Origin of the sequence: Sphingomonas sp., from assembly GCF_004799495.1 — a bacterium.
GTDB lineage: Bacteria > Pseudomonadota > Alphaproteobacteria > Sphingomonadales > Sphingomonadaceae > Sphingomonas.
On the sequence record NZ_SSMY01000010.1, the window covers coordinates 60,119 to 72,605 of the forward strand.

At 66.2% G+C, this 12,487-nt stretch carries 7 protein-coding genes; 2 read left to right on the plus strand and 5 right to left on the minus strand.

The genetic code is table 11. The features are described 5' to 3' along the window. Positions 1 to 99 precede the first annotated feature (99 nt). From E7773_RS10980 to xseA, 5 genes are all read right to left on the minus strand, one after another. Positions 100 to 3,201, minus strand: a complete 3,102-nt coding sequence (locus E7773_RS10980) for a TonB-dependent receptor (RefSeq protein ID WP_293991107.1) — start codon at positions 3,199 to 3,201, stop codon at positions 100 to 102. A gap of 308 nt (positions 3,202 to 3,509) precedes the next feature. After that, positions 3,510 to 6,563: a TonB-dependent receptor gene (locus E7773_RS10985; RefSeq protein WP_293991109.1), complete on the minus strand. Its 3,054-nt coding sequence runs from the start codon at positions 6,561 to 6,563 to the stop codon at positions 3,510 to 3,512. A 253-nt stretch (positions 6,564 to 6,816) separates the two neighbouring features. Next, a complete protein-coding gene (locus tag E7773_RS10990; RefSeq protein ID WP_293991111.1) occupies positions 6,817 to 7,728 on the minus strand; it encodes a M23 family metallopeptidase in 912 nt (303 codons plus the stop codon). Next, positions 7,725 to 7,925 carry a DUF2093 domain-containing protein gene (locus E7773_RS10995; RefSeq protein ID WP_293991113.1) on the minus strand — a complete coding sequence of 67 codons (201 nt, stop codon included), beginning with the start codon at positions 7,923 to 7,925 and terminating at the stop codon, positions 7,725 to 7,727. The genes E7773_RS10990 and E7773_RS10995 overlap by 4 nt, the downstream gene beginning before the upstream one ends. Positions 7,926 to 7,942: 17 nt before the next feature. Beyond that, positions 7,943 to 9,316 carry an exodeoxyribonuclease VII large subunit gene (gene xseA / locus E7773_RS11000; RefSeq protein ID WP_293991115.1) on the minus strand — a complete coding sequence of 458 codons (1,374 nt, stop codon included), beginning with the start codon at positions 9,314 to 9,316 and terminating at the stop codon, positions 7,943 to 7,945. Here xseA and purD point away from each other — a divergent pair. Both purD and E7773_RS11010 read left to right on the plus strand, forming a co-directional pair. After that, positions 9,315 to 10,577: a phosphoribosylamine--glycine ligase gene (purD, locus tag E7773_RS11005; protein WP_293991117.1), complete on the plus strand. Its 1,263-nt coding sequence runs from the start codon at positions 9,315 to 9,317 to the stop codon at positions 10,575 to 10,577. The genes xseA and purD overlap by 2 nt on opposite strands. Before the next feature lie 95 nt (positions 10,578 to 10,672). Continuing rightward, the gene (locus tag E7773_RS11010) at positions 10,673 to 12,478 is read left to right on the plus strand and encodes a VWA domain-containing protein (RefSeq protein ID WP_293991119.1); all 1,806 of its coding nucleotides are present in this window, start codon (positions 10,673 to 10,675) and stop codon (positions 12,476 to 12,478) included. Positions 12,479 to 12,487: the final 9 nt, after the last annotated feature.

A 12,487-nucleotide genomic window follows, 5' to 3' on the forward strand; every position in this document is an offset into this window, starting at 1 on the left:
CCTCTGGCCCGGCAGTACCGATCATCCGCCTTCAGCTTTAGACAAAAAAAGGGCCGCTCCCGAAGGAGCGGCCCGAACTTTTCGTACCGTAGGCCGGCTTTAGAAGTCGACCTTCGCGCCGAAGCGGAACGAACGGCCGATGAACAGACGGTCGGCCCACGCCGGGTTGAACTGATACAGGCCGTAAGCGGCGTTCGGATCGTACGGCGGACGGCGGTTCATGATGTTCTGGACGTCGCCGTAGAAGGTGAACTTCTTGCCGACGTAGAACTCGAAGTGGCCGTCGAGGTCGAAGATCGACTTCGAGTTGCACTGGATCGGATCGCCGTTCAGCGGGTAGATCGCCTGCTGGCCATTCAGCGCGCTGGCCGCGCAGTCGCCATAGACGCCACCCGAGTCCGTCGCCACCGACGAGAAGCCGGCGGTGTAGTAGCCGGTCAGGCTGACGCTGGCGGTGTCGCCGAACTTCAGCGTGTTCTGCCACGACCAACGCCACTTCGGCGCACCCGAACAGGACGTGATGTTGCACGAGCCGAGCGAGTTGTCGTAGCGGTTGATCGTCCCGTCCTCGTTCGTCTGCTGCAAGCGGAGCAGCAGCGAAACGTTGGCGTTGGTCTGCCACTGGATCCCGTTCGTGATATCGAACTTCCCGCTAGCCGAGAAGTCGATGCCCTTCGCCAGGAACGAGTCGGCGTTCTTGTACGAACCGACCGCGAAGCCGAGCAACGGCAGCGCGTTCAGGTTCTGCGGATCGGCAATGCCCTTGATCGCCGTGATACCCGGGGTCGTGATGACGCCGTTGTTGGTATAATATTGGGCGATGTCGGCCGCCGACACGGATGCGCCGATGATCACGTTCTTGATCTTCGTCGACCAGTAATCGACCGTGATCGTGACGCGGCTGATCGGCTGCAGCACGATACCGGCGGTGAGCGACGTTGACACTTCCGGCTTCAGGTTCGGGTTACCCGAAGACGTCAGGCCGTAGCTGTACCCACCCTGATAGTAGGCCGGGTTGCTGGCGTGCGCCGCGCAGAACGCGGTGTACGTCGCCGAGGCGCAGTTGATCGACGCCGACACGTAACCCGTCGTCGGCAGCGAGAACGACTCCGCGAAGCTCGGGATACGGAAGCCCTTGCCGTAGGTACCGCGCAGCTTGATCTGCTCGATCGGCTTGAACTCGGCCTCGAACTTCGGCGAGAACCGGCTCTGGTGCGTCGAGTAGGAGTCGTACGACCCTTCCGCCTTGACCTTCAGCATGTCGAAGATCGGAGCGGTGACTTCGTAACCCGCCGACCAGACGTGGCGCGTACCGTCCACGCCGACCGCGTTGATGCCAAAGTAACGGGCATTCGGGTTAGTCAGGTTAGCGGGGTTGGCACTGGGATTGTGGATCGCTTCGTACCGATACTGCCCGGTGACCGCGACGTTGAGCGCGCCGCCCGGCAGGTTGAACAGATCCTTGTTCAGCGTCGCCTGGATTTGCGTCAGCTTCGAGGTCGACTTGTTGTTGTTCTGCGGGAACACGGCGGCGATCTGCGACGCGGTGTTCTGCGACTGGTCGACGAAGTTGTACGTGCCCTTCGCGATCGCGTCCATCAAACCCTGAAGGTAGATGTAGCCATTGTTCTGGGTCCGCAGAACCACTTCCGAAGCGGTGCCGGCGAGGTTGAAGTTCCAGCCGTCGCCGAACGAGCCGTCGATCCCGCCGCTGATGCGATAGGTCTTGGTGTCCGTGTTGGTGTTGCGCGTCACCTGCGGCAGCGCGACCAGACGGGCGAGGTTACCCTGCGCCGCGAACGGGTTGTTCGGGTTGAGCGTGCCGTTGGCGGCGGTGCAGCCCGACGCGGTCAGGTTGCCGTTGACGATCGTCGAGGTGCCCGCGGAGCAGACATACTGCGGCAGGAAGATAGCGCTGACTGTCGAGATGATCCCGCCAGCGGCCGTCGAGCCGGTGAAGCCCTGCGGACCCGCGTTGTTGCCCTTCGTCGACGTGTTGTAATAATTGGCCATCAAATAGGCTTCGCCGAACGACCCGAGCTTGAAGGTCGCGCGAGCGTTCAGGCCCTTGCGCGTGATGTTCGAGTTGTACGCGCGATATTCGTTGACCAGGTCCTCCTGACAAACCGTTGCGGGAGCGACGAACTGCCCGCCAGCGGTAGTGCCGGAAACGGCGCGCTGCGCAGCCGTGAGCGTGTAGCTCGGGAGCGTCTGACAACCCTGCGCCGGGTTCAGCAGCTGATAGCCGCCGAGCGAGGTCAGGCCAGGGCTGTACGGCCGAACGAACGGAACGCGCGTCGACGCGAAGCCGAGGTAGGTGCCGTCCGCCTGGATACCGTTGCGGATGCCGTTGGTGAGACAGCCCTGCGCGGTGGTGCCGCAGATCTTGCTCAGGTCGGCGGTGTTGAACGGATAGCCGCGGTCGCGAACGAGCAGCGGGTCGTTCCTCTGATATTCGCCGTTGATGTAGACGTTGAAGCCCTGGCGGTCGAGATCGCCATAGCCCGCCGTCGCCGAAAGGCGGCGCTCGCCGTTGTCGCCGAGCTGCGAGATGCCTGCCGAACCGTTGAGGTGCAGACCGGTGATCTGACGCTTGACGATGACGTTGACCACGCCCGCGATCGCGTCCGAACCGTAGGTCGCCGACGCGCCGTCGAGCAGCGTGTCGATGCGGTCGACGATCGAGATCGGAATGGTGTTGATGTCGACGAAGTTGCGATAGCCGTCGTCACCCAGCGGGTAGAAGGCGGTGCGCATGCCATTGAACAGCGTCAGCGTATAGGCGTCGTTGAGGCCGCGCAGCGACGGCGCCGAGGCACCGGTGGCGAAACCGAACGACGACCAGCTCGGCGGCGCGGTGCCGGCGTTGTTGGCGGTCAGCAGCTGGAGCGCGTCGGCAACGGTCGTGACGCCGCGGTTCTGCAGGTCGGCCGCGGTCGTGGTCACGACGGGCGACGCGGTTGCGGCCGCCGGGTTGCGCGAAATCGAACCCGTGATGATGATGTCGTTGCTCTTGTCCGCCTGGGCATCGGCCTGGTCGGGGGTCGGCGTGGTCGCCGGAGTCGGCGTCGCCGTGGTCGCCTGCGCCAGAGCCGGCGTCGCGTACATCGCCGAGGCGATGAAGCCGGCGCCGAGCAGCGTCAGCGCGCGGGTCGCGGTGCTGTCACGCAGCGAGCGCGAAAAATTCGAAGTCTTGGTCACGTAGCGGTTTCCCTCGCTTAACCCGCCGCCGCTGTTTCGCGGTCGTAGCAGGCGGTTGCCAAGCCCCTTAAGACGCAAAGCGCCCCAAGAGCCATGGCGCCGGGGATTGGAACGAAGGGCTTGCGCTGTAAAGGCGGCTTCGCGAGTGCCCGCCTAGATTTCAAACCGCCTGTAGCCAAAATGCCACAGAAGTCCGAGGCGCCGAAAACGGCCGACATGTCCTTCGACACATCGCCCGCGATCGGCTGGTAGCGTTCTGATTATCGGGTCGAAACCGGGGGCGGCGGGACCGCCCCCGGCCCGATCGATCAGAACTTGAAGTTCGCGCCCGCCTTGAACGTACGGCCGATCAGGCCGGCCGAGTGCCACGACGCGAGGTAGTTGGTCTGGGTCGTGTACGCCGTGTTGGCGAACAGCGGGGCGCGCGCGCCGAACACGTTGCCCACGGTGAACGAGAACTGGAACCGGTCGCTCACCTTCGTCGCCAGGTTCACGTCGGTGTAGATGAAGCTGTGGACGTAGCAGAACTGGTTCTTCTGGGCCGTCGTCGTGCCATAAACCGCGGCGTTGCACGAAATGTCGTTCATTGCCGGCGTGGTAGGTGTCGCCGCAATGGCTGAAGTTGCCTGGTCGGCGGCGACCGCCTTGATGCGACCGACATAATAGGTCGTCGCGGTCAACGCGAACGGGCCAGCCACCAGCGTGTTCTGCCAGTTGCCGCGCCAGCGCGGCGTGCCGCCGCCCGACGACAGATCCTCCGGCCCGACGGTCCCGGCATAGTGCTGGACCGGTCCGGTCGCGGGATGCAGGTCGTACTTCAGCGTTTCCTGCAGGTCGAGCCGGCTCTCGAACCGGGCGCCGCCGCCGAGCGGGATTCGCGCGTCGAGGCTGAACTCGAGGCCCGAGCTGATCAGATACGCCGAGTTCACGTACGGCGCGTTGAGCACGAGCAAGCGCGGCAGCGAATTGAGGTTGGACGGATCGGCGCCGTCGATCACGTTGCACGAATAGCCCGCATAGGCGGCAACCTTGGCGCAGCCCGCCGCGGCAGCGGCCGCGGCCGATGCGAAGGTCTGGTTGGCAACCGAGTAATAGTCGGTGATCGCGTTGCCCACGTCTGGACCGGTGACGATCAGGTTCGACTTCTTCACCTGGTAATAGTCGGCGGTGAAGGTCAGCCACCGCACCGGATCAATGATCGCGCCGAGCGTGAAGCTGCGCGAAACCTCGGGCTTGATGTTGGGGTTGCCGACAAAGCCGCGACCCAGGCTATAGGTTGCGGTGTAACCCGCATTGCCCGGGTGCGCCGCGATGAACGCCGCGTTCGGAGTGTAGCCGACGAAACCCGAAAAGGAGCTGGCGGGGTTCGATTCGGCGAAGGTCGGCGCGCGGAAGCCCTCCGAATAGGTACCGCGCAGCGCAATCCCCTTGACCGGCTCGAACTTGATCGTCGCCTTGGGCGAGAAGCGGCCAATCCCCGTGGAGTAATGGTCATACCGGCCCGACAGGTTGACATCGAGCATGTCGAGGATCGGCGCGTCGAGCTCGAAATAGCCCGCCCAGACCGAACGCTTGCCATACGCTTGCGCGGTCGACACGCCCGGCAGATCGAGGTTCGGGTTGAGGCTGCGGTTGGTCAGCTCCTCGCGGCGGAACTGTCCGCCCACGGCGAGCTGCAGATCGCCTCCGGGCAGCGTGACCAGCTTGCCGCTGACCGTCGCGTCGACCGTGAACTCCATCGAATTCGACTTGGCGTTGATCGGCGGCGCCACCGAGTTGCGCACCGCTTCGCTGTTCAGGCTCGGATTGACGAAATTGTACGAGCCGGTGTTGATCGCCTTGATCAGTCCGTTGAGGTTGAAGTTGCCGTAAACGGTATAATCCAGGTTATCGCGCGAATAGGCCGACGCGACGTTCCACTTCCAGTTGGCGCCGATGTCGCCCTTCAGGCCCCCCGAGACACGGTACACCTGGTTGATCCGCTTGCTGCCCGACTTGATGTCGCCGAACAGATAATAGAGCCGCGCCGCGCCATGCGTCGGATCAGCCGCGTAGGCCGCGGCATAGGGGTTGTTCGGATTCAGCTGGCGGTCCGCCGCGGTCGCGCAGTTCACGCCCGACGAGCAGATGTAGACCGGCAGAACGATGCCCGGCGTGCTGGTCGAGGTCGCTGGGCTGCCGCCGAACGCCTGGGTCTGGCGGTCGGAGACTGGCGCGCGGCTGATCTCGACGCGGTTGCGTGCATAGCTGCCCGACACATAGCCTTCGACATTGGTGCCGAGGCGGAAGCTAACGCGGCCGACGATGTCGTAGCGCTCCTGCTTGGGCAGGAAGATGGCAAATTCCTTCTGGAGATCGTGCGCGCACGCCGTGCCGATGCGCGAGGACGTGTTCTCGGAGAAGGTGCCGTACGGGCAATTGCCGATCGGCGTCAGCGAGTTGAAGATCGCCGGCGTGGTGGCATTCGCGATCGTGCCCGCCAGCGGGTTGTTGAGGTCCGTCTGCGTGGTCCGCGTGACGACCGCGTTGGGCGTCGGCGTGGTCAGCGTATCGTCGGCGCGATTATTGTCGTTGCCGCCGACCGCGCGGAGGTCGAGCGTGTTGAACGGGAAGCCGAGCGAGTTATTGGTGACCATCCCGCTATAGTCGTAGTCGCCACCGATATAGACGTTGAACCCCTGGCGGTCATAGTCGCCGAACCCGGCTAGTAGGTGCGCGCGATATCGCGGATAGTCGCCCCGCTCCGAAACGCCGCCCTCGGCGCCCGCCTCGAGCCCCTTCATGGTCTTGCGGGTGATGAGGTTGACCACGCCGCCGATCGCGTCCGCGCCATAGAGCGACGACGCGCCGTCCTTCAGCACCTGAATGCTCTGGACGTTCACCATCGGGATGCTGTTGAGATCGACGTAATTGTTGTGACCGTCGTCGTTCAGCGGGAAGTTGGCCGAGCGCAGGCCATCGATCAGCGTGATCGTCGACGAAACGCCCAGGTTGCGCAACGACACGGCGGAGCCGCCGGCCGAGAAGCCGCTGCTGAAGCCGTTACCGATCGAACCGGCGCCGTCCGCCGAAACTGAGCGAATCGCGTCGGACACGTTGCTGATGCCGGCGCGAGTAAGCGTCTCTGCCGTCACGACGGTGACCGGGGACGCGGTCGTGGTGGCCGCCTTGGTGCTGAACAGCGTGCCGGTGATGACGATGTCCTTCTGATCGTCGGTCGACTGGTCGGCAGCTGCCGGCGTCGGTGTGGGGGCCGGCGTGGATTGCGCGAAGGCGGGTGTCGCGGCGACCATCGCCAGCAGGCCGAGCGGCGCGGCGGTGGTCAGCAGACGCTGCTTCGGCGTCGAACGAAGAAAAGCCATGTGGTGCACATCCCCAAAACGGGACCGACCGGCGCGCAGACCCCCTGCGCGCCGTCCGAATCCCCCCTGACACCGGTCGCAAAGCCCTCCAGCCCGACCGGATGCCAATTCGTTACGGGTGCGCGGCGCGGTGTAAAGCGCGCGATGGATTCGCGCGGACGATTTGCGACAATTCGTTACATTTTGTTACACATTTGCCACAAATGGTCAGAATAGGTGTCTTATCCGACTATGGCAGTCGGTCGAGGCCCGTTCAGCGCGCTTCCGGCATCGGTCCGGCCACCAGCAACGGATCGATCTTCGCGTTGCGCCAGCGCAGACCCCAGTGAAGATGCGGCCCGGTGACGCGGCCGGTCATGCCCGAATAGGCCACGACTTCCCCACGCGCGACGCGCTGTCCCGCCGTCACGACGATCCGCGACAAATGCATCAGCGCGCTATTGAGCCCCATGCCATGGTCGATCATCAGCAGATTGCCCTCGAGCAGGAAGGCATGGTCGGAGGCGAGGATGACGACGCCGTCAGCGGGCGCAAGGACCGGCGTTCCCTGCGGTACGGCGATGTCGATCCCCGAATGGTACGACCCGGCCTCGCCGTTCTTGTAGAGGCGTTGCGACCCGAACAGCGTCGAGATCCGCCCGGTGGCCGGCCACTGGAACGGCTGGCGCCACCCTGCCGACCCGCTGTCGATCCGCCGCGCCGCGTTGATCTGCACGAGTTCGGGCGGGCGCAACCGGTCGAAATCGGCCGGCGGCACGGGATATTTGGGCAAGGTCGCGAGCCGCGAGATGTTCCACGCGCGCGGCGCGATCGCCAGGACCTGCGACACCAGCGAGCCGTCGCGGCGCGTCGCGGCGAGCGTGGCGCTCGGCCCGGCATCGCGGTCGAACGCGATCAGGAACGCGCCGTCGGGCGCGATCGGGACGGCCGCGCCATCGAGCGTTAGCGCGACGGTGCCGGCCGGCACGATGCCGATCGCCATTCCGCCCTGGCTCAAGCGTCCCTTGAGGGCGAAGTTGCCGGGCAGCATGGCCTCCGCAAGTTGCGCCGGCGCGACGGCTACCGGCCGCGCAATGGCGGCAACGACCATCGGCCGCGGCTCGATACAGCTGCCCGTGGCGACGAGGACGGCGATCCCCGCCACCCAGCGCCGCGCGCGTCTCATCCGCGCGTTTCGGCCTCGAGCGCGAAGGCGGCGTCGGCATAGGCTTCCTGCCGCGCGACGCTCCAGTAGCGCAGATCGTCGAGGTCGATCGCCGCGCCCGATATCGCGCACGTCACGTGGCTGCCCGGGGTCAGCACGCGAAACCCGTTGGCCATGTAGTGGAGCCGCGCCGGCCGGTCGGTGTTGGACATCAGCATGAACAGGGCTTCTTCATCTACAGCAGGGTTGGTTGATCGGGTGCGGGCGTAGCATATGCCTTGGCCGCCTTTCCCTCAACCCGCGCGGGCACCTCGCCATCCCCGAACCGGACGGTCAGCGCCCCGGCCTTTCGCGCTTCGGCCGCCGACGTCAGCACGCCGCCGGCGCGATCCGTCACCAGCGCGTAGCCGCGGTCGAGCACATGGCTCGGATTGAGCGCCTCGATCAGCTTGAAGGTCTGGTCGAGCCGTTGGCGCGCGGCGGCGATGCGCTGGGTCAGCAGCACGGGCCGCAAGGCACCGGCCGTTCGGTCGAGTTGCCCTCGCGCCGCCATCAGGCGGCGTTCGAGCGCGCGGTCGAGGCGCTGGCCCGCATCGTCGGCGCGCTGGCGCTGCGGGCCGAGCAGCGCATCGCGTTTGGGGAGCAGCCGCGCCTGCGCCTCGACCCGCTCGCGCCCGCGCTCGACATAGCGCCGCGCGCACCGTTCGCTCCGCTGGGCATACGCATCGAGGCTCAGCCGGAGGTCGGCGAGCACCGGCACCGCGATCTCCGCCGCCGCGGTCGGGGTCGGTGCGCGAACATCGGCGGCATGGTCGCACAGCGACGTGTCGGTCTCGTGCCCGACCGCCGAGATGATCGGGATCGAGCATGCGGCGACCGCGCGGACGACGGCCTCCTCGTTGAACGCCCACAGATCCTCGATCGACCCGCCGCCGCGCGCGACGATGACCAGATCGGGGCGCGGCACTGGGCCACCCGGCTGGATCGCGTCGAACCCGCGCACGGCGGCGGCGACTTCCTGCGCCGCGCCTGCGCCCTGCACCTTGACCGGCCAGACGATCACGCGGGTCGGGCAGCGATCCGCCAGCCGATGGAGGATGTCGCGGATCACCGCCCCGGTCGGTGAGGTCACCACGCCGATCGTGCGCGGCATGAACGGCAGCGGCTGCTTGCGCGCCGGGTCGAACAACCCCTCCGCGCCCAATTGCGCCTTGAGCTTTTCGAACAGCGCCATCAGCGCGCCCTCGCCGGCCAGCTCCATCCGATCGATCACGATCTGGTATTTGGAGCGGCCGGGGTAGGTGGTGAGCTTGCCGCTGGCGATCACCTCGATCCCGTCCTGCGCGGCGAAGGGCAGCATCGCCGCCTGCCCCTTCCACATCACGCCGTCGATCACCGCGGCGTCATCCTTCAGGCACAGATAGACGTGCCCTGACGCCGCGCGCTTGTACCCCGAAATCTCGCCGCGCAGCCGCACGCGCCCGAACTCGCCCTCGACCATCCGCTTGAGCCGGTTCGACAGCTCGCCGACGCTTTCGGGCGCGGAATTGTCGCCGGGCAAGGCCTCGGCTACCAGCCGCGGCGAATCTTCGGAGAATGGGTCGCTCATGAACGTCCTGCTGATCGGATCGGGTGGACGCGAACATGGCCTCGCGTGGAAGCTCGCGCAATCGCCCGTCCTCACGAAACTGTATGCCGCCCCGGGCAATCCGGGGATTGGCGAGGAGGCCGAATTGGTCGCGCTCGACGGGAGCGACCATGCGGCGGTGATCGATTTCTGCCGGTCGCACGATATCGGCCTGGTCGTGGTCGGCCCCGAAGCGCCGCTCGTCGCGGGGATCGCTGACGACCTGCGCGCCGCCGGGTTCGCGGTGTTCGGGCCCAGTAAAGCCGCGGCCCAGCTCGAGGGATCGAAGGCGTTCACCAAGGCGCTCTGCGACCGCGCCGGCATCCCCACGGCTCGCTATCGCGCGGTCCATTCGCTCGAGGAAGCGCGCGCCGCGCTCGATGAATTCGGCGCGCCGGTAGTGGTAAAGGCGGATGGACTCGCCGCGGGAAAGGGCGTTACCGTGGCAATGACGATGGCCGAAGCCGTTGGGGCGATCGAACAGCTGTTTTCCGAAAGCGGCGCGAGCGCGGTGATCGAGGAGTTCCTCCAGGGCGAGGAAGTCAGCCTGTTCGTGCTGACCGACGGCACGACGATGGTCCCGTTCGGCACGGCGCAGGACCACAAGCGCGTCGGCGACGACGACACCGGACCCAACACCGGCGGGATGGGCGCGTACAGCCCGGCGCGGGTACTGACGCCCGAACTGGAAACGCGCGCGCTGGCCGAGATCGTCGCGCCGACCATCGCGACGCTCAGCAGCGAGGGCATGCCCTATTCCGGCGTGCTCTATGCCGGACTGATGCTGACCGCCGACGGGCCCAAGCTGATCGAGTACAACGCGCGCTTCGGCGACCCCGAATGCCAGGTGCTGATGATGCGGCTGGAGAGCGACTTGCTCCCGCTCATGCTCGCGGTGGCAGAGGGTCGCCTGGCCGATACCCCCGCGCCCGTGTTTCGCAACGACGTGGCGCTGACGGTGGTGATGGCGGCGAACGGCTATCCCGGTACCCCCGAAACCGGTGGGGCGATCGGTCTGTCGAAGGTCGAAAATGCGAGAGTCTTCCAGGCCGGCACAAAAATTGTCGATGGCGCGCTCGTCGCATCCGGCGGCCGGGTGCTCGCGGTGACCGCAACTGGCCGAACCGTCGAAGCCGCCCGGGCGGCGGCATATCGCGCGGTAGATTCTATCGACTTCCCCACCGGTTTCTGCCGCCGCGACATCGGCTGGCGCGAGGTCGCGCGCGCTGCTTTAGCGAAATGATACACTGTAACATTCTATTCATCTAAGGGTCATCACGGCCCCGCAATATTCTCCCCGCCGGGCCTGTACCGCCCGGTCTCAAGGGGAGATTTCAGATGACGCGTACCGCTCTGATGCTCGGCTGTTCCGCTTTGTTGTTCACCTCCGCCGCGCCAGCGCCGCTCGTCGCGCAGCAGAATATTCGCGCGCCCGGCCGGCCGTCGCCCGTGCGCTGCCGCGGCGAGGATCGGCCGACCTATTCCAACTACCAGACCAGCCCGTCGCCGGTGACCGTCGTCACGGGCAAGCAACCCAAGGCGAAGCGCGACAAGTCCGCGCAGGACTTGGTCGTCACCGGGTCGCGGGTGCGGTCGAGCGACGCGCGCGGCATGGCAGAAGCCTATGCGCCCCCACCCCCACCGCCTGCACCACCGCCAATGGCCATGCCCGCGCCGCCCGCGCCCGTTATTACCGGCAGCCTGTACAACGCCGCTCCCTACGGCAGCCGCCAGAACACCGAGCGCTATGACGGCAAGGCGGTCGCCTCGATCATGTCGGTCGCCGCCGCGCCCGTCTCGACCTTCTCGGTCGATGTCGACACCGGTTCCTATTCCAACGTCCGCCGCTTCCTGACCGAAGGCAATACGCCGCCGCCCGAAGCGGTGCGGACCGAAGAGATGATCAATTATTTCCGCTACGATTATCCGCGTCCCGCCGACCGTGCGCAGCCGTTCAGCGTGACCACCGATGTCGCGCGGACACCGTGGAACCCCGACACGCGGCTGCTCCGCATCGGGCTGCGCGGGTACGACGTCGCGACAAGCGACCGGCCGCGCGCGAACCTGGTGTTCCTCGTCGATGTCTCGGGGTCGATGAACGAGCCGGATAAGCTACCACTGGTGAAGTCCGCGCTCACCGCGCTTGCCGACCGCCTCCGCCCCGACGACCGCGTGTCGATCGTGGTCTATGCGGGGAACGCCGGGATCGTGCTCGAGCCAACCGCCGACAAGCAATACGTCAAGGCCGCGCTCGATTGCCTCCAGGCGGGCGGATCGACCGCGGGCGGCGCGGGGATCAAGCTCGCCTACGACACCGCGCGCGCGAACTTCGTGCCGGGCGGGATCAACCGCATCTTCCTCGCCACCGACGGCGATTTCAACGTCGGGGTCAGCGACAACAAGACGCTGGAGGAAATGATCAAGCACGAGCGCGACGACGGCATCACGCTGACCACGCTCGGGTTCGGCCAGGGCAATTACAACGAAGCGATGATGGAGCGGATCGCCGACGTCGGGAACGGCAATTACGCCTATATCGACAGCGAGCGCGAGGCGGAGAAGGTGCTCGACGACGAGCTTTCCGCGACGATGGTGACGATCGCGAGGGACGTGAAGGTGCAGGTCGAGTTCAACCCGGCGGCGGTCAAGGAATACCGCCTGATCGGGTACGAAAACCGCGCGCTGGCAGAGGAGGACTTCAACAACGACGCGGTCGATGCCGGCGACATGGGCGCGGGACATCAGGTGACCGCGCTGTACGAAGTCGTCCCCGCGAACGGTGCGGGTTGGCTGCCCAACCGGCGGTATCCCGCCAATGCGGCGACACCCCAACCGGCGCCGGTCGGCGCGAACGAGCTATGCTTCGTCAAGCTGCGCTACAAGCTGCCCGAGGGTGGCGCGTCGCTGCTGATCACGCGGCCCGTGCCCGCGATGAGCTTGCGCACCGCCGCCTGGCCGACCGGCGATATGGCGTTCGTGACCGCGGTCGCGGCGTTCGGCCAGAAGCTGCGCGGCGACAAATATCTCGGGAGCTACCGCTTTGCCGATATCCAGCGGCTGGCGGGATCGCCCGACGGTTACTGGCGGCAGGAGTTCGTCCGGCTGGCCGGAATGGCCGACCGGCGCAATCCCGTGCGCGACTGATCTACCTTA